The following is a 26,129-nucleotide window of genomic DNA, read 5'->3' as shown; positions in this document are numbered from 1 at the left end:
CTATTGAACCGGGAGCCAACATGTTAATTATTCAAACCCTGCCGCTGCTGCGCCAGCATATTCGCCGCTATCGTCAGGAAGGAAAACGCATCGCGCTGGTGCCGACCATGGGCAATCTGCACGACGGTCATATGACGCTGATCGACGAGGCCCGCGCCCGCGGCGATATCGTGGTGGTCAGCATCTTCGTCAATCCGATGCAGTTCGACCGGCCGGAAGATCTGACCAACTACCCGCGCACCCTACAGGAAGACTGCGAGAAGCTGACCCGCAACAACGTCGATCTGGTGTTTGCGCCGGCGCCGGCGGAGGTCTATCCGCAAGGGTTGGGCGAGCAGACCTTCGTCGAAGTCCCCGGCATTTCCGCAATGCTGGAGGGCGCCAGCCGTCCCGGCCATTTCCGCGGCGTGTCGACCATCGTCAGCAAACTGTTCAACCTGGTGCAGCCGGATCTGGCCTGCTTCGGCGAGAAAGATTACCAGCAGCTGGCGCTGATTCGCAAAATGGTGGCCGACATGGGTTACGACATTGAGATCGTCGGCGTGCCGACCGTGCGCGCCAAAGACGGCCTGGCGCTCAGCTCGCGCAACGGTTATCTGACGGCGGACGAACGCAAGAAGGCGCCGCAGCTCTGCCGCATCATGCAGGCGCTGGCCGAACGGCTGAGCAACGGTGAGCGGCAGATTGATGAACTGCTGGCGCAGACCGCCGAGCAGTTGCGCAACGCCGGCTTCACCCCGGACGAGCTGTTTATCCGCGACGCCGACAGCCTGCAGCCGCTCGGCACCGACAGCCGGCGCGCGGTGGTGCTGATGGCCGCCTGGCTGGGCAAGGCCCGGCTGATTGATAATCAGCAGGTCGACCTGATCGAGTAACTATTTTTTGCACAGTCGTCACCATTTCCCCCGCTGCCAAGTAGACAAGGCCGGAGATATCGGTGACGATATTGCTGTTCGCTGTCGGAACTTAACTCACGCCTGTGAAAGGTAACGCTATGATACGTACTATGCTGCAAGGCAAACTGCACCGGGTAAAAGTCACCCAGGCAGACCTGCATTATGAAGGCTCCTGCGCCATCGACCAGGATTTTCTGGATGCCGCCGGCATTCTGGAATATGAAGCTATCGATATTTATAACGTTGATAACGGTCAGCGTTTTTCGACCTACGCCATCGCCGCCGAACGCGGCTCGCGCATTATTTCCGTCAACGGCGCGGCGGCCCGCTGCGCCTGCGTCGGCGATCTGCTGATTATCTGCTCTTACGTGCAGATGAGCGATGCCGATGCCCGCCAGCATCACCCGAAAGTCGCCTACTTTGAGGGCGATAACCAGCTGCAGCGCAAAGCAAAAGCGGTGCCGGTACAGGTTGCCTGACGGTCGGAAAACATGACGAGGGGCTGAACCGGGTTCAGCCCCTTTTTTATCGGCGTTACTGAACCACCGTGCCCGGCTTATTGGCGATGCGGTCCGCCATCGTCTGGATCGAATCGGTGCGCAGAATATACAACCGCTTCAGCTTATACGGGTTGTCGCCCGGCTTTACTTTTCCCTGCACCGTCGTCACCGCCAGATGGAAGCCGGCGTCTTCTGCAGCCTGCACCGCCTTCTGGTTATAGGCGCCGAACGGATAGGACAGGTACAGCACATGCGGGTTGAACTGCGACAGCGCGCGGCGTGAGCGCTCAAAATCAAACGTAATATTGTGCAGGCTGCGACTCAGCAGGATCGGCCGCTTATAGCCGTCGATGCGGTGCAGGAAGTGGGTATGTGACTGGATATCAAACACATCCTGCAGCTGCTTCAGCTCTGAAATGCTCATAAACTGCAGCGAGTCCGGGTTCCATTTCTGCGGATGGCGCTTGATGCGTGACGAAATAATAAATGCCGTCGCGCGGAAACCGTACTGTTTCAGCACCGGATAGGCATAGCGGTATACCGATTTCAGGCCGTCATCAAAGGTCAGCACCACCGCTTTGCCCGGCAGGTTAATCCGGTTCTTCAGATAGGCTTCCAGCTGATAGAGCGAAATGGTGTCATAACCGGCCTGCTTCAGGTAGGTCATCTGATTGCTGAAGGCCACGTCCGAGGTGGTAGTGGAGGTATGCCGAAAACGCTTGTTCTCGTCATTCTTCAGCAGGTGGTGGTAGGTCAGCACCGGGATACCGTTATCGACCTCACAGTCCAGCTCGCTGACGTAACCGAGCCGGTCGCCGAGATTGATTTCATACCAGGTGTTATTCAACCGATCCTTCAGCCGGCCGATAATCGGGTAGCGCAGGTTCTCTTCCAGAATGCCGAAGATTTCGCTTTTGTTATCCGCTGCGGTGTAGACGTTGATTGCTTTATGGGTAATCAGGTTCTGATTGGTCAGCGGCTTGTTCAGCTCACCCAGCGGATCTTTCACCTTTTCCGCCTGCGCCCTGTTGAGGCGCTCGACGTCATCCTTATCGATAAACCCTACGCCGTGGCCGAACTTCAGCTCATAATATTCCGCGTCCGCCGGAAAGACCTGCACCAGTTGCCCTTCCTTCACTTCGCCCACCGGAATAACCTGTTCGCCAATCAGCGAATAGATTTCGCTGTCGCGTTTTGCTTCCATATAACCGGATTTTAGCGCGTTGTCTGCCGACACCAGGCCGGCCGACGCCGCAGGCGCCAGCAGCGACGTCAACACGCCAGCCAGCGTGGCCGCTATTTTGATGTGAAACCGCATGAGAGTGTTCTGCTTAACCGTGCGTAATGACCAGAAGTCGGGGGTGCGTCAGCATAGCATGATTTACAGCGGGGAGAAAAAGGCGGGATAAGCAACATCCCCTCCCGCTGTAAACATGCGGGAGGGGAGAAAACATCAGGTGCGCAGACCTCGGCCGCGCTCAATGAGATACCAGGCCAGCAGGTAGAACACCGCGATAAACGCCAGCAGCACCGCCATGGTCAGCGTCAGCGGCACGTCGTGCACGCCGAGGAAGCCGTAGCGGAAGCCGCTGATCATATACACGATCGGGTTCAGCTTCGACACCGCCTGCCAGAACGGCGGCAGCAGCGACAGCGAGTAGAACACCCCGCCCAGATAGGTCAGCGGCGTCAGCACGAAGGTCGGAATCAGGCTGATATCGTCAAAGGTGGTGGCGAAGACCGCATTAAGCAGGCCGCCCAGCGAAAACAGGATCGCCGTCAGCAGCAGCGTGACGGCAATCACCCACCAGGCGTGGATCTGCAGCGGCACGAAGAACAGCGAGATTGCCGTCACCAGCACGCCCACGCAAATGCCACGCGCCACGCCGCCGCCGACGTAACCGGCAATCACCACGTGGGTCGGCACCGGCGCCACCAGCAGCTCTTCGATATTGCGCTGGAATTTGGCGCTGAAGAACGATGAGGCGACGTTGGCGTACGAGTTGGTGATCACCGCCATCATAATCAGACCGGGCACGATAAACTGCATGTAGGTGAAGCCATGCATACTGCCGATTTGCGAACCGATCAGATTACCGAAGATGATAAAATACAGCGTCATGGTGATCACCGGCGGCACCAGGGTCTGCACCCAGATGCGCGCAAAACGGTGCACTTCTTTCGCCCAGATGCTCTGCAATGCCACCCAGTACAAACGTGTCATGCTTTTTCTCCATTACCATTAACCAGGGTGACAAACAGCTCTTCCAGCCGGTTGGCCTTGTTGCGCATGCTCAGCACCTGTACGCCCTGCGCGCTCAGTTGGCTGAACAGCCCGTTCAGCCCCTGTTCGCGCATTACTTCCACTTCCAGCGTCGAGGTGTCGACCAGGCGGCTGTGATAGCCGTCCAGCGCCGGCAGCGGGCTTTTCGCCGCCAGATCGAGGATAAAGGTCTCCGACTTCAGCTTCGCCAGCAGCCCTTTCATCGAGGTGTTCTCCACCAGCTCGCCGTTCTGGATAATGCCGATATTGCGGCACAGCATCTCCGCCTCTTCCAGATAGTGGGTCGTCAGGATGATGGTGGTGCCCTGCGCATTGAGGTCTTTCAGGAAGCCCCACATGGAGCGGCGCAGTTCAATATCCACCCCGGCGGTCGGCTCATCGAGGATCAGCAGCTTGGGCTGATGCATCAGCGCGCGGGCGATCATCAGGCGGCGTTTCATCCCGCCGGACAGCATGCGCGCCCGCTCGTTGCGTTTTTCCCACAGATCCAGCTGCGTCAGGTATTTTTCCGCGCGCGACAGCGCATCGCGCCGCGTCACGCCGTAATAGCCCGCCTGATTGACCACAATCTGCATCACGGTTTCAAACGGGTTGAAGTTGAACTCCTGCGGCACCAGCCCCAGCTGGCGTTTGGCGTTGACGATGTCTTTGTCGGTGTCGTAACCAAACACCTGCACCTTGCCGGAGGTTTTGTTCACCAGCGAGCTGATGATGCCGATAGTGGTGGATTTCCCCGCGCCGTTCGGCCCCAGCAAGGCATAAAAATCACCGGCTTCGACGCGAAGGTCGATGCCGCGCAATGCCTTGACCCCGCCGGCGTAGGTCTTGGTCAACTGTGTTAATTCCAGTGCATAATTCATAAGCGATAAGGGTACCCTATGACCATGTCTTCGAGACTGATGTTATTGAATAATTTCTCTGATTTTACCATCAACGGCGCGTCTGCCGAGTTGAATCCGTGCGGTTAACTCCACTGTTCCGATTTCAAAACTGTGACGCTTGTCCTATATTACTCAAACGCAAAGTGTTCATTACAGGTGCATAACCTCCATGAAAGAGATCGAAAGGCTAATTGCCAACAACCAAGCGTGGTCCTCCAACATCAACCAGGAAGACCCCGAATTCTTTGAACGTCTGGCGCAGGCGCAAAAACCGCGTTTTCTGTGGATTGGCTGTTCCGACAGCCGCGTGCCTGCCGAACGTCTGACCGGAATGGAGCCGGGAGAACTGTTCGTGCACCGCAATGTGGCCAACCTGGTGATACACACCGATCTGAACTGTCTGTCTGTGGTGCAGTACGCCGTTGACGTCCTGCAGGTCGAACATATCATCATCTGCGGCCACCTGGGCTGCGGCGGCGTGCAGGCGGCGGTCGAAAACCCGGAGCTGGGGCTGATCAACAACTGGCTGCTGCATATCCGCGATCTGTGGTACAAGCATAGCCCGCAACTGGAAAAACTCGAAAAGGAAGAGTGTCTCAACGCCCTTTGCGAAATCAACGTGATCGAGCAGGTGCATAACCTGGGCCACTCCACCATCATGCAGTCCGCCTGGCAGCGCGGCCAGAAAGTGATGATTCACGGCTGGGTATATGGCATTCAGGACGGGCGTCTGCGCGATCTGGACGTTACGGCGACCAGCCGCGAAAGCCTGGAGCTGGGCTATAACAAAGGCATTTCGACGCTGTTGCAGAGTAAAGGCTTACAGCAGCCGTAAGCGAAGTCTGATAGATAGCGGTAAGCTGGCGGGGCGCGCGTTAAACCGCGCCGCCCCCAATCTTGATTATTCGTCGAGCAGCACCACTTTGCCGACATACGGCAGATGGCGGTAGCGCTGGGCATAGTCGATGCCGTAGCCGACCACAAACTCGTCCGGAATAGAGAAACCGACGTACTCTACCGGCACATCCACTTCACGACGCTCCGGTTTATCCAGCAGCGTACAGATCGCCAGTGATTTCGGGCCGCGCAGCGCCAGAATCTCGCGCACTTTGTTCAGCGTATTGCCGGAATCAATAATATCTTCCACGATCAGCACGTCTTTGCCGCGGATGTCTTCATCCAGATCTTTGAGGATTTTCACGTCGCGGGTGGTGGACATGCCGCTGCCGTAGCTGGAGGCGGTCATGAAATCAACCTCATGCGACACCTCAATGGTGCGGCACAGGTCGGCCATAAACATAAATGAGCCGCGCAGCAGCCCGACCAGCACCATATCGCTGCCGCTGTCGCGGTAATTTTCGGTGATCTGGCGGCCAAGTTCGGCGATTCGGGTCTTAACTTCCTGCTCGGAAATCATTACTTCTACAGTGTGTTTCATAGTTTTCAGGTCTATTGCCGGAAGAAAGGCGCAGATTCTAGCATAGCCTGACAGCAGAGGCGACGCGAGCGCGCCGCCCTGCTATTTTTACCGTCAGGCGACGGTAAAGCCCATCATCATGCCGGTATCTTCATGCTCCAACAGGTGGCAGTGCGCCATATAGGCGTGCTCTGCGCTGGCTTCATGATTGAACTGCACCAGCACTTCACTGCGCGCGCCTTCCACCCGAACCGTGTCCTTCCAGCCAGCGCGATGCGCCGCCGGCGGCTTGCCGTTTTCACTCAAAATACGGAACTGGGTGCCGTGAATGTGGAAAGGATGCAGCATCATGTCGCCTTCACCGGAGATGACCCACTTCTCATACTGCCCGCGCTTGGCGGCGAACATCGGCTTGCTCATATCAAACGCCTTGCCGTTGATGGTATTACCGTGGCTGAAATCATACGGCTGCTCGCCGTGCTTCATCCCCGCCATCTTGTTGTGGTCCATCGTGCCATGATCCATACCGGCCATCTTGCCGTGATCCATCTTGCCGTGATCCATACCGGCCATCTTGTCGCCGCTCTCCGGTGCGCCGTGGCCCATGCTGCCGTGATCCATGCTCATGCCGGCCATCGCCTGATGGCCGTAGCGGTCCATCAGCGCTTTCATCCCCAGCATATCCAGCTTTGGATCCATCATCAGACGGAACTCACGCTGCTGTACGCCGGCGGCGGCAGGCAGCGCCGGCAGTTTCACCAGACTGTCCGGCATGGATTTAATCCCCTGCGCCAGCGATGGCTGAATGTGCAGCACCGGCAGCGGCCGATCGAACGGCGCCAGCGTCATGCCCATCTGCTGTACCGGCAGCGTGACGATATCAAACGGTTTACCGTCGCTGGCGTCGACCAGCACCTCAAAGCGTTCGCCCATCAGCATCGGCAGTTCCGTCAGCTTCACCGGCTCACCGAGGAAGCCGCCGTCGCTGGCGATCACATACAGCGGGCGCCGATCGCTGGTCGCCAGCTGCAGCGAGCGCGCGTTACATCCGTTAAGAAAACGCAGGCGCAGCCAGCCGCGCGGCGCGATGTGCTGCGGATACTGCGCGCCGTTGGTAAACATGCGGTCGCCAAACCAGCCCACCGCTGCGCTCATGATATCGAGCTGATACTCAATCTGCGCATCTTTGCCCAGGCGTTTATCCTGCAAAATCACCGGGATATCGTCCTTACCCCAGGTTTTCGGCAGCGGCAGCTTGCCGCTCTCTTCATCTTCCAGCAGCACCAGCCCCCCCAGCCCCATCATCACCTGATGGCCGGTTTTGCCGTGCGTATGCGGGTGGAACCAGCAGGTGGCCGCCGGCTGGTCAATGGTGAAATGTACGGTGCGGGTAGTGCCCGGCGCGATCAGCGCCTGTGGGCCGCCGTCGACGTCGCCGGGAATTTCCAGCCCGTGCCAGTGTACGGTGCTGGCTTCCGGCAGTTGGTTGTTGATATCGACCGTCACCGGCTTGCCGCGCTGCAAACGCACCGCCGGCCCCAGCAGAGCGCCGTTGACGCCCCAGGTTTTGGTCGCCGCCTGCGGCAGCCAGTTCATCTCGCCGGTCTGCAGCGCCAGCGCCAGCTTTCCTTGCGCATCCGGCATCAGCAGCGGCGGTATCGGCAGCGCGGGCAGATCGGCCGCCCAGGCGGCCCGGCTCCAGAGCGGTAATGCGCTGGCCGCGCCCAGCGCAGCGGTAAACTTAATAAAATCACGACGTAACATAGCTGACTCCCTTTTCCAGTTACATGAAAGCATCAGGCCAGCCTAAACCCTCCCCTTGGTGGAAGGTCAAGTATCAATAATAGTTTGATTCGTCTTGTTTTGTTAAGTTACGTCAAGTTATTTGGGCGCTAGCTATCGTGCTCCAATCATCGGGCTTCAAACGTGCTCTGGTCTGCCACAATCTCACCGTTTTCTTGCAGTTTGTAGCGCCCTTCATAGGTGGTAAACACGGTGCCCAGATTACGGCTGTGGCTGACAGAGAAAACCGCATCCTTTTCAATACAGTTCTTTGGCGATGTCATATCGTCAAAACACAGTCGATCGTACTTGCCTTCTTCTTTGTAACCATCCCCAAACCTCCAGAATGTGACAAAAAAGTAGCCATCTTTTGCCGGGGCAGGAATTCCATATTGTGCTGTGAATGTTTTTTGGTTTTTGAGCCACCAATTCATTTTACCCCGATCGCTAAGCGGAAAGTTTTCAACTAAAACAGAAGCAAACTCTCCTTTTTTATGTACGGCAATAATTTTCACCGGGCGAACCAATATCCATATCAATAAACCAAGCAATATAACGATAACCAAAGCAAAAAGCTTTACCTTACATTTCACCTTCATCACCACGCCCCCGCAACTCTATATCCGCTTCCATATTTGTCATAAACGGCTTAAACCCAAATTGGCTATAGCGCTGCAGCACAAACCAGATGCGAAAAAAACGAAACTGATTAAATTTGAGTTTCAAAATATCCTCTGCATCCAAACCGAAGTGATCTTGTACTTTGTAGTTCACTGCCGCACGATAGCCACTACTCTCTATGTGGAGTGACTTTATGGTGATATGCGTTGCCCATGTGTCATGAACGGTTATCCCCATACCGTTAAAATTATCCTGAAACCGATCGAACTTGGGCGGTCTCCCATCAAGAATAATTTCCCTTATCCTGTAAAACTTTTCATTGGGAAAATAACCGTTAACCCTATCGATATTTTCATCTAAAGCATTTTTTATTTTTAATAACGAACTATTGTCCGTCCTATCATTAATAATATGCGCCTTCAGCGCCTGGTCTAACAACGCATCCCGAAACGGCGTGCCGTTACCGTATTGCATATGGTTGATCATCTTGCCAATCAAATGCCGATACGGGCCGTATAGCGCAAAGGTCGCTGACAGTTCCCGGAACTCATCAAACAGTATCCGGGCGCATTCCTGACGCCCTACCGGCCCACCCGCAGCCGGCGGCCTGAACATTGACGACCGGCCGCCAAAAGCGGCGAGCCGCCTCAGCGTGTACGGCTCTACCTTGGTAGAGATGTCCGTTAAACGAAACTGCGTCTTTAACTGGCCAGCCGTCAGGTCGCCGCTGCGCATATCCTCCGCTCCGTAGTCATCCATCCGTTTTTGGGTCTCGAATACCGTACAGGGGAACATTAATGCCGTCATCGTTATACACTCCTTGTGCCTACCCTCCTGTGAAACGAACAGAAATCATACGTGCAGGCCGGATAAACTGCAAAGCATCCCCCGCAGACGAAAGTAGAGTGGGAAGGGAAAAAGTGTGGTAACGTCTGCAGACAACCAACGGCCCCATTGTCACGATGAAAAAGACAACTTTATTGATACTGTTGCTGAGTACGCTGGGCTTTTCCAACGCCAGCCTGGCGCTCAATGAATCAGAGGCGGAAGACCTGGCGGATCTGACCGCGGTGTTTGTGTACCTGAAAAACAACTGTGGTTACAAAGATTTGCCTAACGAGCAGGTCAAACGCGCCATCGTCTATTTTGCCCAGCAAAACCGTTGGGATCTCAGCAACTATAATCACTTTGATATGAAAGCCCTGGGCGAGGACAGCTACCGCGATCTCAGCGGCATCGCCATCCCCACGCCGACCAAGTGCAAATCGCTGGCGCGCGACTCCCTCAGCCTGCTGGCCTACGCCAACTAAAGGCGGCCGGCTCCCCCGCCGCCGCTCGTCCCTTTTCCCGCCGATTGTGTGAAATTCCACCGTGCAACCTGTAGCAGAGTTAGCTATTATGTTGCGCCGATTTTTCATGGCTGTTATTACGGAGCATCCCGACATGGCCCAAAAAGAAATTTGGTATGAAACGCTGCACGACAGCTTTGGTCAGTACTTCGCGGTAGAGAAAGAGCTGTACCGTGAAAAAACCGAGCATCAGGATCTGGTGATCTTTGAAAACGCAGTGTTAGGACGCGTGATGGCGCTCGACGGCGTGGTGCAGACCACCGAACGCGACGAGTTCATCTACCACGAGATGATGACTCACGTACCGCTGCTGGCCCACGGCCAGGCGAAGAAAGTATTGATCATCGGCGGCGGCGACGGCGGTATGCTGCGTGAAGTCAGCCGCCACCGCGGCGTTGAACAGATCACCATGGTGGAAATTGATGCCGGCGTGGTGGAGTTCTGCCGCCAGTACCTGCCCAACCACAACGCCGGCGCCTACGACGACCCGCGTTTCAAACTGGTGATCGACGACGGCGTTAACTTCGTTAATCAGACCGATGAAAAATTCGATGTGATTATCTCTGACTGCACCGACCCGATCGGCCCCGGCGAAAGCCTGTTTACCTCGGCATTCTATGAAGGCTGCGCCCGCTGCCTGAATGAGAACGGCATTTTCGTCGCGCAGAACGGCGTCTGCTTCCTGCAGCAGGATGAGGCCGTCAACAGCCACACCCGGTTAAGCCACTATTTCCAGGACGTCAGCTTTTATCAGGCGGCAATCCCGACCTATTACGGCGGCATTATGACCTTTGCCTGGGCCAGCCAGAACCCGGCGCTGCGTCAGCTTGACCTCGCCACGCTGCAACAGCGCTTTAACCAAAGCGGTTTACACTGCCGTTATTACAACCCGGCGGTCCACAGCGGCAGCTTTGCCTTGCCGCAATACCTGCTCAATGCCCTGGCCAAAACACCGGCATAAGCGGCAAAGAGCGCATTCCACGCTAGACCCGAGAAAAACAAAGGGGGTGAACCAAATTGCAAAAGCTGAAACTGCACGGCTTCAATAACCTGACCAAAAGCCTGAGTTTTTGTATTTACGATATTTGTTACGCCAAAACCGCGGACGACCGCGATGGCTATATCGCCTACATTGACGAACAATACAACGCCAACCGCCTGACCGAGATCCTCAGCGAGACCTGCTCGATCATTGGCGCCAACATTCTGAACATCGCACGTCAGGATTACGAGCCGCAAGGCGCCAGCGTCACCATTCTGGTGAGCGAGGAACCGGTCGATCCGAGAGACGTAGATACCTCGGAGCACCCCGGCCCGCTGCCCAATACGGTGGTGGCACACCTGGACAAGAGCCATATCTGCGTACACACCTACCCGGAAAGTCATCCGGAGGGCGGTCTGTGCACCTTCCGCGCCGACATAGAAGTCTCAACCTGCGGCGTGATTTCCCCGCTGAAGGCGCTGAACTATCTGATCCACCAGCTCGAGTCGGATATCGTCACCATGGATTACCGCGTACGCGGTTTTACCCGTGACGTTAACGGCGTGAAGCACTATATCGATCATGAGATCAATTCGATCCAGAACTTTATGTCTGAGGATATGAAGGCGCTGTACCACATGATGGATGTGAACGTTTATCAGGAAAATATCTTCCATACCAAGATGCTGCTGAAAGATTTCGACCTGAAGCACTATCTGTTCAACGCCAAACCCGAGGCGCTGAGTGAGGAAGAACGACAACGGATTACCGATCTGCTGTGGAAAGAGATGCAGGAGATCTATTACGGGCGGAATATTCCTCACCTGTAAACCACACGGGGCAGCCAAGGCTGCCCCGCTGTTTTAGCGACCAACGCTACGGATTAGTGCTGTCGGCCTGCACCGATGGCGCATTCACGTCATTAATATGCGCGCGCGTCAGGCGGTACACCACCGGGCTTAACAGCGCCAGGGCGATCAGGTTCGGGATCGCCATCATTGCATTCAGCGTATCGGCCAGCAGCCAGACAAACTCCAACGACTGGGTGGCGCCAATCGGCAGCGCGATGATCCAGGCGATGCGGAACGGTACGATCATCTTCGGCCCGAACAGATACTGAATGCACTTCTCGCCGTAAAAACTCCAGCCCAGAATGGTGGTAAAGGCAAAAATTGCCAGTGCCACCGCCACAATGTAGTTACCGCCCGGCAGAGACGACGAGAAGGCCGTCGAGGTCAGTGCCGCGCCCGTCTCACCGCTGATCCATTTGCCGCTGATAATGATGGTCAGGCCGGTGATGGAGCAGACGATGATGGTGTCGATAAAGGTGCCCAGCATGGCGATCAGCCCCTGACGAATCGGGTTCTGCGTTTTTGCTGCCGCGTGGGCGATCGGCGCGCTGCCCAGACCGGCCTCGTTGGAGAACACTCCACGCGCCACGCCAAAGCGAATCGCCGCCCAGACCGCCGCGCCGGCGAAGCCGCCCTGCGCCGCCACCGGCGTAAAGGCGGAGGTAATAATCAGCGAGAAGGCCGCAGGGATCTCGCTCACGTTCAGCCCCAGCACAATGATACCGGCGGCGAAATAGCCCACCGTCATCAGCGGCACCAGCTTCCCCGCCACGTCGGCGATGCGTTTAATACCGCCGATCAGCACCGCCCCCACCAGCACCACCAGAACGCCGGCGGTCATCCCGTGGGAAATGCCGAAGTTACTGTTCAGCGCCTCGGCAATCGAATTGGCCTGCACGGTATTGCCGATGCCGAAGCCGGCGATACTGCCGAAAAAGGCAAACAGCGTCCCCAGCCACATCCATTTTTTGCCTAACCCGTGCTTGATGTAGTACATCGGCCCGCCGACATAGTGCCCGCGATCGTCAACTTCACGAAAGCGCACCGCCAACACCGCCTCGGAATACTTGGTCGCCATGCCCACCAGCGCGGTGATCCACATCCAGAACAGCGCTCCGGGGCCGCCGAGCACCACCGCCGTGGCAACGCCGGCAATATTGCCGGTGCCAATGGTGGCGGACAGCGCGGTCATCAGCGCATTGAACGGTGAGATCTGCCCGTCGCCACGGTCGTGATTACGCTCGAACAACAGCTTAAATCCGGTGCCTAACCGGCGAATCGGCAAAAAAGAGAGCCTAATCTGCAGAAAAATACCAATGCCCAGAATGCCAATCAGCATCGGGACACCCCATACCACGCCATTAACGGCCGACAACCCCGCTATCACCCAATCCATCGCTTCCCCCTGCCCTTGCCTTATTTGTAACAAAATGATTTATATTTATTAACAAGATGTAACCTAAAAATGGTAGGGATACAAAACAAATCGGCATTAAACCGGGGGTAGGTCACGTTGTCCGTCGGTGACAAGCACGGGGAAAATAGAGGGGGAATAACGCCTGGCGGACGAGCGGCCCGCCATGGCTGCGGACGGCTACGCCAGATGCAACTGTGCAGGCAACGCCGTTAATTGCTGCTGTATCTCCGCCGGCAGGGCGCCGTCGGTCACAATGTCGGTCAGCTCGGCCAGCGGCGTCACGCAAAACAGCGAATAGGCGCCGTATTTGCTGCTGTCCGCCAGCAACACGCGCCGGCGCGCGTTGGCCGCCAGATCCTGCTTCAGCCCGGCCTTCTCTTCCGTCGGCGTGGTAACGCCCTTCTCCAGGCTCCAGGAGTTACAGCTGATAAAGGCAATGTCCGGATAGACGCCGCGCAGCAGCCGGCGGCCATGGTCGCCGATGCAGGACTGGCTGCTGTCATCAATGCGTCCGCCGATAATGGTGACCTCTATCTGTTTGAACTCCGACAGCAGCAGGGCAATGCGCAGATCGGCAGTGATCACCCGTAACGGCAGATGGGTCAGATTACGCGCCAGCTCCAGCATGGTGGTGCCGGCGTCCAGCACCACCGCATCGCCAGGCTTAATCAGCGCCAGCGCCTGCCGGGCAATGGCGCGCTTTTCCTGCAGATGACGCAGCTGTTTTTCATTGGTGGTGGGCTGGGCGGGAATAAAACGATTGAGCGCCACGCCGCCATGGCTGCGGTTGATAACGCCCTGTTCATCCAGTTTGATCAGGTCGCGGCGAATAGTGGCCGGCGATGCGTCGATCGCCGCAACCAGTTGTTCAACCGTGACCAGATTATGGCCCTTTAAATAGTCCAGAATCTGGTCCAGACGATGTTGTGGCTTCATAGTCCCTTGATTAGGCAAGCTGCGTGGCTAATTGTATCGAGATCGCCATGCTCTCAGACTTGGCTTTACCTGTCCAGGCAATATCAAAGGCCGTACCGTGGTCGGCGGAGGTGCGGATAAACGGCAGCCCGGCGGTAATATTCACCCCGTCATAAAAACCCAGCAGCTTCAGCGGAATATGTCCCTGATCGTGGTACATCGCCACCACCATATCGTACTGCCCTTCATAGGCCTGCAGGAAAACCGTGTCCGGCGGGCAAGGCCCGTAGACATCAATGCCCCGCGTCTTCGCCGCCGCAATCGCCGGGCTGACAATCTTGATCTCTTCATCACCAAACAGGCCGTTTTCCCCGGCGTGCGGGTTAACGCCGGCGACGGCGATGCGCGGCTGGCTGAAGCCCACCCGTTTGAGGAAGGTATCCGCCATCGACACTACCGTTTCGATCCGCTCGGCGCTCAATGTATCCAGGAACGTGCGCAGGGCAATGTGGGTGGAAACGTGGATCACTTTCAGTTTATCGGTATACAACACCATGGCGTAATCACGGCTGTGGGTCAGCGTCGCCAGCAGCTCGGTATGGCCCGGATACATATGTCCCGCCAGATGCAGCGCTTCTTTGTTCAATGGCGCGGTGGCGATAGCCTGCACGTCACCCGCCATTGCCAGCTCGGTAGCGCGTTTTACACAGCGGTAGGCCAGATCCCCCGCCTGCGCCTGTACTTTGCCCGCCTCCAGCGCCGCGGGATCCGCCAGCGGCTCATCGATCACGTTGATCACCCCCGGCGCAAAACGCGCCTGGGCCACCGTTGCTATCGGCCGCAGTTCCGCCGCCGGCGTAATGCCCAGCGCCTGGATACGCTGCAGCGTCTGCAAGCAGCCCACCACCACGGCGCGGGCGCCGGACAGCTCTCCCTCGGCCAGCGCCTTGATGATAATTTCCGGCCCGATGCCCGCCGGGTCGCCCATGGTAATCGCTATGATGTTATTTGCCACTGTACATCTCCTCAATAAAATAAAGCGCATCGCGCAGCGTGGTTTCGCCGCCAAAACCGCCGGCCTTGGTGATCACCGGCAGATCGTCAATTTCACTGTTGATAAAGGCGCCGCACGGTACGCAGGGCGCCACTTCGCCGTTAATGCGGTAGCCTTCCGCCCCCAGCGCCCGGGCGACGGCAATCGCGATATCCCCGCCGGTCAGGAACAGGCCGCCGATACGCGCGTGGTTGATAATCCCGAGCGTCATCTCCCCCAGCGACTGGCTGATGCGATCGCCCAACTGCTGGCGGCTGATGCACAATTCGGCGCACAGCTGCTCGACCTGCTGACGCGCATCGTCGTCACGGCAGGTACGCAATACGCAGTGCTGACGCGCCTGCAGTATCGCCACCGCCTGCGCGACGATGTCGCTGCATACCTGCGCGCCATGTGCCGACAGCAATGCCTGCACATCGATATCGACGATGCCCAGCGACTTCTCCTGCTCGGCGAAGGCAATCTGCCGACGGGTGGCCTCACTCATCGAACCGGCCACCACCAGCACCGGCAGCCGCTGCCGATCGCTGAGATACCAGTCCGACGGCAGCGCATTCGCCAGGCCGGCGGCACCCACCAGCAGAACGGGCGTGGCAAGCCGGCCGATACTCTGCGCCAGCAGCGCCAGATCGCCATCCAGTTCGGCGTCCGCCACCACAATGCCGCCCTGCTGCGCCAGCAGCGCCAGTTGCTCATCCAACTGCGCACCGCGCACCGTCGCCAGATCCAGTTCATGGATGGCAATATCGGTTTGCAGGCCAATCAGGGGGCTAATCTGTGACGAGGCAATCGGTGTTTTCGGATCGCTGGCGAATTCGGTTTCCAGCAGCGGCACGCCGTGCACCCAGCACGCCCCATCCCGCGTAACCCGTCCGGCAGCCGGGATCGCCGCCGCGACAATCGCCAGCCGTGCGCCGCTGGCCTGCATCGCTGCGGCAATTTCTGCCCCGACGTTGCCGCGGAAGGTGGAATCAATCTTTTTGTACACCCGCGGCGGCCGTTCATCGTCGCAGTACGGACGCAGCGCATCGCTGACTTTGCGCGCCGCCTCCGCAGCCGGCAGCGCACGGCTTTCGGTATTGATCACCAGTACATCGCCGCCGCGCGGCGCCTGCTGCCGGTCATTCAACAGCACATTGGTGCGCGCGCCCTTTTTCGCCAGCTGCACGCCGGTATCATTGGCGCCGGTAAAATCATCGGCAATCACAATCATTTTCATGCCGCCTTCTCCTTCGCTGCTGCATTACGCTTCGCCACCCAGGAACTGAGAACCGGCGTCAGGATCGCCGTGGTAATCACCGAGGCGGCAATCAGCGGCGCAGCCGCCGCAGCGACCGATGCCAGCGAGGGGTCCGCCTGCGCAATCGCCAGCGGCGTCGCCACCGCATTGCCCGCAGTGCTGGAAGCCGCCGCCCCGGCGATACCGCTGCCGCCGACCAGCCGATCGGCGCGGATGTTAAAGAAACCGCCGACAAAGGTGGTCAATGCCCCCAGCAGAATGCCCGCCAGCCCGCCCTGCAGCAGCATTTCCAGATTAATGCCGGCACCGAGCGCAAAGGCGAAGAACGGGATCAGCACCGGGCCGCCTTTGGTCAGAAACTCGCGCATGTTCGGATCGAGGTTGCCCAGCAACATACCCACCAACAGCGGCACCAGCACCGCGACCAGCGCCATCAGCGGAATGTTGGCCATGCCGGCGGCGCCGAGCGCGATCATGGTGAAAAAGGGACCGTCGTTGAGCGATAAAATGGAAATAGCGCCGACATCGCGCTCATTGCCGAACTCGCCGACCAGCGCCGCATACAAGCCGCCGTTGGAGTTGCTCATCGCCGCGATAATCGCCACGCCGGTCAGGCCGAAGACGCCGTCGGCGCCAAACAGCCGTTCCACGCCCAGCCCCAGCGCCATCGCCACCAGCAGTTTGGTCAGCGTAATGGTGCCGCCCTGCAGCAGCGCCTGCGGTGCCGCTTTAAAACTGATGCCGGCCCCCATGCACAGCAGGAAAGCGCCGATCAGCGGCGCGGCGCCGTTTTTGAATAACGCGGTGGTGAAGCCGCCAATGTCTAAAGCCTCTGGTGTAAACGTGTTCAACAGCGCGCCAAGCACCAGCGGAACAACCATCATCCCGCCGGGGATCTTCTCTATTGCCGCTTTCAGTTTCATAGCACCCTCATTCTTGATTTATTTTAATCATAATGATTATATTGAATCAAATAATAAAAAATAGAGAGCGCGATCGCAGTTATCACGACCGGGAGTGATTTTTTGATTTTATTTAATCAATAAGGTGGTAGCTAAAATAAGAATATGCGGGCGGCGGGCGCCGCCCGGTCAGCAACAGCCTGGTTCAGTAGTTCAACATAAAGTGCCGGTAGGCCTTCAACACCGCCAGGAAGTCTTCCACGCCGCAGAAGGAGAGGCTCTCTTCATCGTAATAGCTCATCCCCTCCTCCATCTCGTCGCCTTCGAACAGCAGCTGATTGGCTCTGATCATCACCTCTTCGCCGTCCATCAGCAGCGTATATTCATGCCCTTCCAGCTGCCACTGGCGTTCGCTGCCCTTCACCTGCGCTGCGCCGCTCTCAATCCGGTCCAGCAGATTCAGATCGCCTTTCAGCTCTTCATTGATCCAATGGCCGATGGCTTCATGTCCCATAGAAAATCTGACGATTACCTGACCGGTCACATCCCGCAGAAATTCGTAATCCATCGTGCGCCCTCCCCAGGCCTGTTTATGGTAAGTGTACTGCTTTGTTCAGCCCAGATTTCAGCGAGCGCTCGCAAAGTTCAGCTCTTTTTTGCGGCGGGCAATATAGCGGCTTGACGCGGCAATGGGAAGCCGCCCGCCGCGATTGTTGTTATGATGATGCGCAGACACCGCCAAGGGACGCGTCAATGATCGACAGTGAAATAACCCTGAAAAAACTGGAAATCTTTCTGGCCTTTATGGAGACGGAAAACATCGCCCGCGCCGCCGAACGGCTGGGGCTGAGCGGCGTCAGCGTCCACCGCGCGCTGCATACGCTGGAAGCCGGCATACGCTGCCCGCTGTTTATCCATCAGGGGCGCAACCTGCAGCCGCTGCCCTCCGCCCATACGCTGGCGGACTACGCCCGCGATATCGTCGGGCTGACCCATAAAGGTATTGAAGAGACGCGGCTGAAGGCCGGCTTCGGGCAGCAGCGCCTGCGGCTCGGCACGCTCTATTCGCTGACGCTGGAAACGGTGCCGCGACTGATTATGGGCCTTAAACTGCGCCGCCCGGAGCTGGAAATCAATCTGACGATGGGTTCTAACGCCGCGCTGCTGGCGCAATTGCAGACGCAGCAACTGGACGCGATTCTGATTTCCGTCTCCGACAGCCAGATAGATCCGCAGCGCTTTGAGATCCAACCGCTGTTTAAAGACGATATTTTTCTTGCCGCCCCCGCCAGCTCCGCGCTGATCGTCGACGGCCCGGCGGATCTGCAGGATTTCCGCAGCCAGAAATTTGTCTCGCTGACCGAAGGGTTCGCCACCTACCACGGCTTTACCGAAGCTTTTCAGATCGCCGGTTTTGAGCCGGAGATCGTCACCCGGGTCAACGATATCTTCTCGATGCTCAGTCTGGTGCAGGCCGGCGTTGGCTATACCCTGCTGCCCGGCCGCATGAAAAAGGTTTACGAGCACACGGTGCGTCTGATGCCGCTGTGCGAACGCTACCAAATGCGCCAGACCATCGCGCTGGTGTTCAACCGCAATCAGCAGCAGGATCCGAACCTGCTGGCGCTGACGGCGGAGAGCCGCATGTACGCCCGTGGGGAGCGGCCCCGTTAAACCTCGCGGCGATAGCGCGCGACGATGCCGACGACCGCCGCCAGCCCCAACTGGCAGCGGGACAGCGCTTCTCCCTGCGTCATCACCTTACGCGTCAGCCCGGTGAGCACCGCCCCCGGCGGCATTTCAATCGCCAGACGTACTTCCCGTTCATACGCCGCCGTCATCGCCTCATGCCAGCGCACGGTACGCGCCATGTTATAGGCCAGATCGTCGGCGATACGTTCAGGCTGCCACAGCACCCGCCCGCTGCTGCCGCTCAGATAGGCAATGCGCGGACGCCGCAGCGTCACCGCCCGCATAGCTGCCGCCAGCCTGTCCGCCGGCTGCGCCAGCAGTGGGCAGTGGGACGGCACGCTGACCGCCAGCCGGCTGGCCTTCGCCGCACCGGCCTGTTTTGCCAGCGCCATAATTTGCTGCAGCGCGTCGTCGCTGCCGGCCACCACCATCTGATCTTCGGCGTTGATATTGGCCAGATACAGCGGCGACTGCCCGCCATGCAGCTGCGCGATTAACGCCTCCACCCGGTCCTGCGACAGACCAACCAGCGCCGCCAGGCCATAGCCCTGCGGATAAGCCTGCTCCATCAGCTCGCCGCGCAGCGCCACCAGCTGCAGCGCATCCTCAAAACTCAGCGCGCCGGCCACCACCGCCGCCGGAAATGCGCCGATCGACAGGCCGCTGACGAAATCGGCCGTCACGCCGTTCTGCTCCAGTTCGCGGGCATAGGCTACGCCGGCAATCAGCAGACAGAGCTGCACCGCGCGCGTTTTTCGCAGCGCCTGCGCGCTGTCCAGCAACAGCGGATCCTCCCCCAGCACCTGGCGCGCCTGCGCCAGCAGCTCGCGGCTGACGGCGTTATCCGGCAGTTGATGCAGCATCTGCGGCGTCTGCGGCCCCTGGCCGGGAAAGGTAAACAGAATCTTCATCGTCACTCCTGCGGCGCCGACCATGGCGCATCGGTCAGATAAGGGCCGCCGTTGGTTTTTAACAGCACCCGTCCGTCGCGCAGCCACTCGTTCAGCGCAAAACCGCCGTATGGGGTTTCAACCTGCAGATCGACCCGGCACGGCAGCGTGCGCAGCCGCTGCGCCAGCGCATGTAGCGCCGCACGCCCGACGGGCTGCGGGCAGCGTACGGTAAGGTCCAGATCGCTGTCCGGATGCATCACCGGCAGGCCGGTGGCCAGCGCATAGCCGCAGCTGCCGGTCACGCCCCACGCCCAGCGCCACGGCTGCGCCGCCAGTTCGCGCAGCGCCCGCACCGGCGGCAGGGCGGCGAAAGGCGACGCCGCCGACAGCCCGGCCACCAGCGACTCCGGCGTCACCCGCCGGCGCACCGCCGCAGGGGGCAACCAGGCCGCCGCCCGCTGCGCGCGCGTTTCGCCGCGGATCCCCACCGGAACGGCGCCGTCGCGCGGCATATCGCGCCGCACCACCAGCGGCAAGTCGCGCAGCTGCTGCCGCGCCACCCATGTCGGTGAAGCGCCGGGAAATATCAGCGCCTCGACGCTTTCCGTCCATAGCAGGTCATGCGGACGTATCATGGTTTCCTCCGTTACAGACCGGCAGTCAGAGTGATAAACAGCGGCAGCGTCAGGATACACAGCACCGAGCTTATCAATAGTGTGGCTTCCGCATCCGGCGACTGGACGCCGAAGCGGTTGCCGAACACGATGCCGAAAAAGCCCGCCGACAGCGCAATCATCAGGATCGCGGTGATCGCCACGCTGCCGTGCAGCCCTAACGCCAGCACGATGCCCCAGGCGATAAACGGCTGGATCAGCAGTTTGGTGACGCTGGCCAGCAGCACCGAGGCATTGATTTGCAGGCGGCGCGCCGACAAGATCACCCCGGTCAGAAACAGCGCCGCCGCGGTGGCCGCCAGCCCGAGCGGTTTGATCGCCGCCAGCACCATCTCCGGCATCCGCACGCCGATGGCCGACAGCACCACGCCCAACAGCGGCCCCCAGACAATCGGTTTAATCACCGAGCGCCACATCAGCAGCGGCAGCATACGCAACCCCGCCTGCTGTGCACCGCCGCCGGCGCGGGCTTTTTCACGCTCCAGGATCAGCAGGCAAAACGGCGTCATCAGCACCGAGCCGCAGGCAATGGAAACCGCCACCGACAGCGAGGTGCCAGGCGACTCGCCCAACACGCTGCCGAGGATCGGCAGGCCGAACGCCGCATAGTTGGGCAGCGCCACGGTCAGCGTCAGCACCGCCGCATCCTGCGGCGACTTGTGGAACAGCCGGGTGCTGACGGCATAAATCGCCGCGTAGGTCAGCCACATCGCCAACACCAGCACCACAATCAGCGGCGACTGCTGCACGATGCCCAACCATGGGGTTTGTACGGTGGCGCTGAACAGCGCCGCGGGCAAAGCAAAATCCATCACAAAAATATTAAGCAAAGAAACATTCTGGTTATCGACCATTTTTGTCTTGCCGGCGTAAAACCCCAGCAGCATGACGACAAAAATCGGCGCCAACGCATGAATAATGATGTATGTCATAAATCACCTGTTAAAAAGAAAAAATTCAGTCAGTTCAGGTGCGATGTGTTTCTTATTTACTGGTGTTGTCGTGCCCGTAGCAAAGATGCAGATGAAGGTAGCGATTGGTTGTTATCAGCCGGAAAGGGTTCGCCCCCTCCCCGGCCCGGTTATGACGAACTGACGTTAACGAAAGCCTGTCTTACCATTCGGCGCGCATGCGCTCGCGCACCAGCGCGGAACTGCGGCGATTGTCCGCCCCCAGGCGATTTTCCAGCCCGCAGCCCTGCTGCCGGCTGTCTGCGATCGCCGTGGCGAGCGTCTGGCGCACCAGCGCCAGCTCCTGCTGCGTCGCCTGCAACGGATCGCAGATATCCAGCAACTGGTCCAGCAACCCCAGCGAGCGGTAGTGGCCGATGTCGTAGGCCATCGGCGGGATAGAGGCGGCCAGTTTCTCCAGCGCCTCGACCGAACGCAGCGTAATGCGCGCGGCGGATGCCTTGCCCATGGCGTGGATCATCACGCCGTCATCGTTAAAGGCGATCAGCCGGTTAGCCTGATAGCCGTGCGCCAAAAACGCCCCCGACATCGCCTTGCCGACGATCAGCCCAATCACCGGATGCCCGGCCAGCCGCGCCGCCGCGTAGGCACCCGCCGCGCCCGCCAGCGCCTGATGAATGCCGAACGCCTCTTCGCGGCGGCCGTAGGCCTGGCTCGGTACGTCGATAATCGCCACGATGGCGCGTTTCTGCGTTTGATTCTGGTCTGCCGCCACCGCTTCACTCACCACCTGCGCCAGCGTCCAGCCCTCCAGCAGTCCCACCTCGCCGCGCGCGGCGCGCGGGTAATGGTTGTCGGCGTCCGGCACCACGGCGATAAAGCGCGCCGCCTGTCCGTCGAGATCGCCGTCGGCGACCCTGACCGAGGCGCACTGTCCGCGCCGTTCCTCGCTCCCCTGCGTCAGCAGCGAAAACCAATAGTCGCCGCGGCTTCTTGTCTGCGTGCTCATGCGCGATCCTCCCGAGTGAAAAGTTGCGCCACCACGGCGGCGTCCGCCTGCTGACGGCTGTCAAACTGCGTCAGTTTCGGCAGGTAATAGTCATAGCGTTCACTGCGGTGCTGCGCCGGCACGCCGCGCGCCAGGCAATCCAGCATCGCAGCGCGCACCTGATGCAGCGCGTCCTCCACCTCAACGTCGGCGAAACCGCTGCGGTAACGCACCTCGCCGCCGGTCATGCTCCAGATAAACGGCCGGTCGCGGGAGTCGTACTCGTCAATTCCCGCCTCCTGCTCAATCACCTGCGGACCGTTAAGCCCCAGCCGCGCCTCGCGGGTGACGATCAGGTAGCTGCACAGGCCGGCGGCAATCGACATGCCGCCGAAGCAGCCGACGGTACCGGCGATAATGCCCACCACCGGGGTATAGCGCCGCAGGTCGGCGATGGCGGCATGAATATCGGCGATCGCTGCCAGCCCCAGATTGGCCTCCTGCAAACGCACGCCGCCGGTTTCCAGCAGCAGCACCGCCTGCGTCGGAATGCCGTTGCGGTTATCCTCTGCCGCCAGCTCCAGCGCCGCCGCCATTTTGGCGCCGGAAACCTCGCCCATGCTGCCGCCCTGGAACGCCCCCTCAACCGCCGCCACCACCGCCGGCTGGCCGTTCAGGGTGCCTTTGGCCACCACCATGCCGTCATCCGCCTGGGTGACGATGCCCTGCGGCTCCAGCCACGGTGAGGTAATACGTTCAAACGGCCCCAGCAGTTCGCGGAAGCTGCCGTCGTCGAGTAAATGCCGCGCCCGCTCACGGGCGCTGAGTTCAATAAAGCTGAGATCTTCACGCATGGCCGGCCTCCTCAAATACCTGCTCAATCCGCAGACGCGCCACCCCCGGCGTCGCGCCGAAATCGTTGATCTCCAGTTGCCCCGCCGGCAGGCTGCGCAGCGCAGCCAAACGCTCGAACAGATGCCGCCAACGCTGCTGGCTGCCGTCGACCGAGGTTTTAATCACTACCCGCAGCACATCGTCCTCTGCAGGTTCAAACAACGCCTCCATATCGCCGGAGCCGACCACGCCGGCCAACCGTTGGCCGACCACGCGCTCCACAGCCGGATAGCTCAATTCAATACGTTCCATAACGTCCTCTCGAATAGATGTTCAGCGGCCCGCCGCCCGATCGAGCAACAGCGCCGCCGCCAATAAGTCCGCCGCCCCGCCCGGCGAAGCGTTGCAGGCCAGCAGCCGCTGTTCCAGCCGCGCCAGCTGCACCCGCCCTTCCGGCCGCTGATAACCGCCGGCGCACAGTACCGCCTGCGCGCCCTGCCGCATCGCCTGCAGCGCCGGCCAGCCGCCGCGCGACAGTACGCAGGTGTCGCTCAGGCTGGTCATGATCGCCATCAGCGCGTCGAGCCGGGCCGCCTGCTCGTCGGCGCCGGCTGCGCGGCTGCGCCATAGCTGCGGCAGCGCCAGACGCAGCACGTGCGGAAACCCTTGCTGCGCCTCTTCCCGCGCGCCGGGCACCCGATAGCGCCGGGAAGCGCGCAGCCCGTTGCTGAACGATTTCGGGCTGGCCGGGTCTGTCAACTGCGCCAGCTGCGCCGCCCGCAGGCAGGTTTGCCGCGCGTCGGCGCGCCCCTCCCGCATCGCCAGCGCCGTCACCAGCAGCCCCAGCGCCCAGATGGCGCCGCGATGGGTGTTCACCCCGCCGGTCGCCGCCATCATCTGCCGTTCGCCCTCGCGACCAATGCGGCCAATCTCCTGACGCAGCGCGCCGTCCGCCGGGCGCTGCCAGCCGGCGATCACCAACGCATAGAAGGTGTCATGCAGACTGAGAGCAGAGCGCTCCATCAGCGCCAGCGTCAGATCCTGATGCGCGCCGCTGCCGCGCGCGTCCACCAGCCCCGGCTTCGGGCTGAGGCGCGCCTCGTCAATCAGCGCCTGAGTGGCGGCGTCCGCCAGACGCAGCGCGACGGCATCGACCCGCGACGCTCTGCTGCAGGGGGAAAGTGTCATCACCAGCTCCGGAATTTAGCCGGCGGGTTGTACAGACCACCGGACCAGTCCACCAGATCGGCCACGCTGCCCGCCGCCAGCAGCGAACGGTCGGCCTCGGTGCGGCGGATGCCCATATCTTCCGGGTACGCCACTTTGCCTTCGCGGCGCAGCTGCGCCACCCGCGCGGCGTCCACGCCCAGGCCGATATCGGTAATGCCGGCCACGGCGGCGACCATCGCGCGGCGCTCCTCCAGCGAACGGGCGCGGTACAGATAGGCGATGCCCTCTTCGGTCAGTACGTGGGTGACGTCATCGCCATAAATCATCACCGGCGCCAGCGGCATGCCGGCGTCTTTGGCGACGTCGATTGCATCGAGCTTCTCGACAAAGGTCGGCTTCGCGCCGGCCTGGAAGGTTTCCACCATCTGCACCACCAGCTTGCGGCCGCGCGCCAGCGGATCCGGCTCCTCGATCATATCCAGCCATGCGGGAGTGGCATGACGGCGGCCATGCGGATCGTGGCCCATATTCGGCGCGCCGCCGAAGCCGGAGAGGCGCCCGCGCGTTACGGTGGACGAGTGCGCCATGGCGTCAATCTGCAGCGTGGAGCCGATAAACATATCCACCGCGTACTGGCCCGCCATCTGGCAGAAGGCGCGGTTGGAACGCATCGAACCATCGCGGCCGGTGAAGAAAATATCCGGACGCGCGGCGATGTAATCCTCCATGCCCAGTTCGCCGCCAAAACAGTGCACGGTTTCCACCCAGCCGCTTTCAATCGCCGGGATCAGGGTCGGGTGCGGGTTCAGAGTCCAGTGTTTGCAGATTTTGCCTTTCAGCCCCAGCCGCTCGCCGTAGGTCGGCAGCAGCAGTTCGATGGCGGCGGTTTTGAAGCCGATACCGTGGTTAAGGGACTGCACCTGATGCTCGGCGTAGATGCCTTTGATGGCCATCATGCCCATCAGTACGTGGACGGGTTTGATCAGCCGTGGATCGCGGGTAAACAGCGGTTCGATAAAGAACGGCCGATCCGCCACCACCACAAAGTCGATCCACGAACCGGGAATATCGACCCGCGGCAGGTCAGTTTCGTCGTCCACCAGCTCGTTAACCTGAGCAATCACGATCCCGTCTTTAAACGCCGCGGCCTCCACCAGCGCCGGGGTATCCTCGGTGCTGGGGCCGGTATACAGATTGCCCTGCCGGTCGGCCTTGAAGCCGGCCACCAGCGCCACGTTCGGCACCAGGTCAACATACAGACGCGAATAGAGTTCGATATAGGTGTGGATGGCGCCGATTTCCAGCTGGCCATCTTCCAGCAGCTGAGAAATACGCAGGCTCTGGGTGCCGGAAAAGGCGAAGTCCAGCTTGCGGGCAATGCCTTTTTCGAAAATATCCAGATGTTCGGCGCGGCCGACGCTCGGCATAATCATATGCAGATCGTGCACGGTCGACGGGTCGACCTGCGCCAGCATGCGGGAAAGGAAATCTGCCTGTTTTTGGTTGTTCCCTTCCAGCACCACGCGGTCCCCCGGCACCAGCAGCCGTTCCAGCGCCGCGGTTAAATCTGCGGTAGGGATCACCTTCCCTTGCACCTGCCCCTGTACGCTGGCCAGCCGGCGTTGTTTCTCCTGACGTCGGCTATCCCAGACGCGGGCGGGCTGTTGATAAAGCGACATAGCTAAACCTCCCCGGTTTAATTGATTTACGCTTCACGCAATAAGAATTACGAAGAGGATTAGATTAGGACGCTAACTATTCACCATCAATCAACCACCAGAGGCAATCATTAGCACAAGGTTAATGATTTAAAATAGCTTTTAATTTTCAGTTAATTAAAAACATACAAATGCGGAAAAGGTCACAGTTCAGGCAT

Annotated in this window: 28 protein-coding genes; 7 read left to right on the top strand and 21 right to left on the bottom strand. The window is 59.6% G+C overall.

What is annotated here, in order from left to right:
- Positions 1–20: 20 nt before the first annotated feature.
- Positions 21–875: a pantoate--beta-alanine ligase gene (gene panC / locus HF675_RS04530; protein WP_187044149.1), complete on the top strand. Its 855-nt coding sequence runs from the start codon at positions 21–23 to the stop codon at positions 873–875.
- A 119-nt stretch (positions 876–994) separates the two neighbouring features.
- Positions 995–1,375 carry an aspartate 1-decarboxylase gene (panD, locus tag HF675_RS04525; RefSeq protein ID WP_015673742.1) on the top strand — a complete coding sequence of 127 codons (381 nt, stop codon included), beginning with the start codon at positions 995–997 and terminating at the stop codon, positions 1,373–1,375.
- A 55-nt stretch (positions 1,376–1,430) separates the two neighbouring features.
- Here the strand turns inward: panD and HF675_RS04520 are convergent, their stop codons facing one another.
- The 3 genes from HF675_RS04520 to HF675_RS04510 all read right to left on the bottom strand — a co-directional run bounded on the left by HF675_RS04520 (position 1,431) and on the right by HF675_RS04510 (position 4,540).
- Complete coding sequence (locus tag HF675_RS04520) at positions 1,431–2,714, bottom strand: polysaccharide deacetylase family protein (RefSeq protein ID WP_105232460.1); 1,284 nt, start codon at positions 2,712–2,714, stop codon at positions 1,431–1,433.
- A 135-nt stretch (positions 2,715–2,849) separates the two neighbouring features.
- Positions 2,850–3,620: an ABC transporter permease gene (locus HF675_RS04515; protein ID WP_105232461.1), complete on the bottom strand. Its 771-nt coding sequence runs from the start codon at positions 3,618–3,620 to the stop codon at positions 2,850–2,852.
- Entirely contained in the window at positions 3,617–4,540 is a 924-nt protein-coding gene (locus tag HF675_RS04510; protein ID WP_015673745.1) for an ABC transporter ATP-binding protein, read from the bottom strand. Before HF675_RS04510 ends, HF675_RS04515 begins: the two co-directional genes overlap by 4 nt.
- Before the next feature lie 190 nt (positions 4,541–4,730).
- Here HF675_RS04510 and can point away from each other — a divergent pair, with 190 nt between their 5' ends.
- Complete coding sequence (can, locus tag HF675_RS04505; protein ID WP_105232462.1) at positions 4,731–5,396, top strand: carbonate dehydratase; 666 nt, start codon at positions 4,731–4,733, stop codon at positions 5,394–5,396.
- A 66-nt stretch (positions 5,397–5,462) separates the two neighbouring features.
- On the opposite strand, the gene hpt is transcribed toward can, so the two are convergent.
- The 4 genes from hpt to HF675_RS04485 all read right to left on the bottom strand — a co-directional run bounded on the left by hpt (position 5,463) and on the right by HF675_RS04485 (position 9,188).
- On the bottom strand, positions 5,463–5,999 hold the full coding sequence (gene hpt / locus HF675_RS04500; protein WP_105232463.1) for a hypoxanthine phosphoribosyltransferase: 537 nt from the start codon (positions 5,997–5,999) through the stop codon (positions 5,463–5,465).
- A 93-nt stretch (positions 6,000–6,092) separates the two neighbouring features.
- Complete coding sequence (gene cueO / locus HF675_RS04495; RefSeq protein WP_105232464.1) at positions 6,093–7,742, bottom strand: multicopper oxidase CueO; 1,650 nt, start codon at positions 7,740–7,742, stop codon at positions 6,093–6,095.
- 146 nt (positions 7,743–7,888) lie between these two features.
- Positions 7,889–8,359, bottom strand: a complete 471-nt coding sequence (locus HF675_RS04490) for a DUF943 family protein (RefSeq protein WP_105232465.1) — start codon at positions 8,357–8,359, stop codon at positions 7,889–7,891.
- On the bottom strand, positions 8,343–9,188 hold the full coding sequence (locus HF675_RS04485) for a DUF3289 family protein (protein WP_187044148.1): 846 nt from the start codon (positions 9,186–9,188) through the stop codon (positions 8,343–8,345). The genes HF675_RS04490 and HF675_RS04485 overlap by 17 nt, the downstream gene beginning before the upstream one ends.
- A gap of 155 nt (positions 9,189–9,343) precedes the next feature.
- On the opposite strand from HF675_RS04485, the gene HF675_RS04480 reads away from it, so the two are divergent.
- From HF675_RS04480 to speD, 3 genes are all read left to right on the top strand, one after another.
- Positions 9,344–9,691, top strand: a complete 348-nt coding sequence (locus HF675_RS04480) for a YacC family pilotin-like protein (RefSeq protein WP_105232467.1) — start codon at positions 9,344–9,346, stop codon at positions 9,689–9,691.
- Between the two features lie 133 nt (positions 9,692–9,824).
- Positions 9,825–10,691: a polyamine aminopropyltransferase gene (gene speE / locus HF675_RS04475; protein ID WP_187044147.1), complete on the top strand. Its 867-nt coding sequence runs from the start codon at positions 9,825–9,827 to the stop codon at positions 10,689–10,691.
- Between the two features lie 56 nt (positions 10,692–10,747).
- On the top strand, positions 10,748–11,542 hold the full coding sequence (gene speD, locus HF675_RS04470) for an adenosylmethionine decarboxylase (protein WP_105232469.1): 795 nt from the start codon (positions 10,748–10,750) through the stop codon (positions 11,540–11,542).
- A 46-nt stretch (positions 11,543–11,588) separates the two neighbouring features.
- Here speD and HF675_RS04465 read toward each other — a convergent pair whose 3' ends face one another.
- The 6 genes from HF675_RS04465 to yacL all read right to left on the bottom strand — a co-directional run bounded on the left by HF675_RS04465 (position 11,589) and on the right by yacL (position 17,659).
- Complete coding sequence (locus tag HF675_RS04465) at positions 11,589–12,959, bottom strand: sodium:alanine symporter family protein (protein WP_105232470.1); 1,371 nt, start codon at positions 12,957–12,959, stop codon at positions 11,589–11,591.
- Between the two features lie 198 nt (positions 12,960–13,157).
- Positions 13,158–13,916, bottom strand: coding sequence for a DeoR/GlpR family DNA-binding transcription regulator (locus tag HF675_RS04460; RefSeq protein ID WP_105232471.1), 759 nt, complete (start codon positions 13,914–13,916; stop codon positions 13,158–13,160).
- A gap of 10 nt (positions 13,917–13,926) precedes the next feature.
- The gene (locus HF675_RS04455) at positions 13,927–14,940 is read right to left on the bottom strand and encodes a D-threonate 4-phosphate dehydrogenase (RefSeq protein ID WP_187044695.1); all 1,014 of its coding nucleotides are present in this window, start codon (positions 14,938–14,940) and stop codon (positions 13,927–13,929) included.
- Positions 14,900–16,168 (bottom strand): four-carbon acid sugar kinase family protein, encoded by a 1,269-nt coding sequence (locus HF675_RS04450; RefSeq protein WP_187044146.1) that lies wholly within the window; start codon positions 16,166–16,168, stop codon positions 14,900–14,902. Before HF675_RS04450 ends, HF675_RS04455 begins: the two co-directional genes overlap by 41 nt.
- Entirely contained in the window at positions 16,165–17,112 is a 948-nt protein-coding gene (locus tag HF675_RS04445) for a 2-keto-3-deoxygluconate permease 1 (protein ID WP_105232474.1), read from the bottom strand. The genes HF675_RS04450 and HF675_RS04445 overlap by 4 nt, the downstream gene beginning before the upstream one ends.
- Before the next feature lie 184 nt (positions 17,113–17,296).
- Positions 17,297–17,659: a protein YacL gene (gene yacL / locus HF675_RS04440; protein WP_054307103.1), complete on the bottom strand. Its 363-nt coding sequence runs from the start codon at positions 17,657–17,659 to the stop codon at positions 17,297–17,299.
- A gap of 185 nt (positions 17,660–17,844) precedes the next feature.
- Here yacL and HF675_RS04435 point away from each other — a divergent pair, with 185 nt between their 5' ends.
- The gene (locus HF675_RS04435) at positions 17,845–18,765 is read left to right on the top strand and encodes a LysR family transcriptional regulator (RefSeq protein WP_187044145.1); all 921 of its coding nucleotides are present in this window, start codon (positions 17,845–17,847) and stop codon (positions 18,763–18,765) included.
- Here the strand turns inward: HF675_RS04435 and mdcH are convergent.
- The 8 genes from mdcH to mdcA all read right to left on the bottom strand — a co-directional run bounded on the left by mdcH (position 18,762) and on the right by mdcA (position 25,932).
- Positions 18,762–19,694: a malonate decarboxylase subunit epsilon gene (gene mdcH, locus HF675_RS04430; RefSeq protein WP_187044144.1), complete on the bottom strand. Its 933-nt coding sequence runs from the start codon at positions 19,692–19,694 to the stop codon at positions 18,762–18,764. The genes HF675_RS04435 and mdcH overlap by 4 nt on opposite strands.
- 2 nt (positions 19,695–19,696) lie before the next feature.
- Entirely contained in the window at positions 19,697–20,311 is a 615-nt protein-coding gene (locus tag HF675_RS04425; RefSeq protein ID WP_105232477.1) for a malonate decarboxylase holo-ACP synthase, read from the bottom strand.
- 11 nt (positions 20,312–20,322) lie between these two features.
- Entirely contained in the window at positions 20,323–21,282 is a 960-nt protein-coding gene (locus HF675_RS04420; RefSeq protein WP_187044143.1) for an AEC family transporter, read from the bottom strand.
- Between the two features lie 181 nt (positions 21,283–21,463).
- Positions 21,464–22,270: a biotin-independent malonate decarboxylase subunit gamma gene (gene mdcE, locus HF675_RS04415; RefSeq protein ID WP_187044142.1), complete on the bottom strand. Its 807-nt coding sequence runs from the start codon at positions 22,268–22,270 to the stop codon at positions 21,464–21,466.
- On the bottom strand, positions 22,267–23,103 hold the full coding sequence (locus HF675_RS04410; protein WP_187044141.1) for a biotin-independent malonate decarboxylase subunit beta: 837 nt from the start codon (positions 23,101–23,103) through the stop codon (positions 22,267–22,269). The genes mdcE and HF675_RS04410 overlap by 4 nt, the downstream gene beginning before the upstream one ends.
- Entirely contained in the window at positions 23,096–23,395 is a 300-nt protein-coding gene (mdcC, locus tag HF675_RS04405) for a malonate decarboxylase acyl carrier protein (protein ID WP_105232481.1), read from the bottom strand. Before mdcC ends, HF675_RS04410 begins: the two co-directional genes overlap by 8 nt.
- Before the next feature lie 21 nt (positions 23,396–23,416).
- Positions 23,417–24,271: a triphosphoribosyl-dephospho-CoA synthase gene (locus tag HF675_RS04400; protein WP_187044140.1), complete on the bottom strand. Its 855-nt coding sequence runs from the start codon at positions 24,269–24,271 to the stop codon at positions 23,417–23,419.
- A complete protein-coding gene (gene mdcA, locus HF675_RS04395) occupies positions 24,271–25,932 on the bottom strand; it encodes a malonate decarboxylase subunit alpha (RefSeq protein ID WP_187044139.1) in 1,662 nt (553 codons plus the stop codon). The genes HF675_RS04400 and mdcA overlap by 1 nt, the downstream gene beginning before the upstream one ends.
- Positions 25,933–26,129: the final 197 nt, after the last annotated feature.

Origin of the sequence: Serratia sp. JUb9 (assembly GCF_014298095.1) — a bacterium.
Lineage (GTDB): Bacteria > Pseudomonadota > Gammaproteobacteria > Enterobacterales > Enterobacteriaceae > Serratia_B > Serratia_B rhizosphaerae.
The sequence above is the reverse complement of the archived record's forward strand: the minus strand, read 5'-3'. Positions and strand labels throughout refer to the sequence as shown.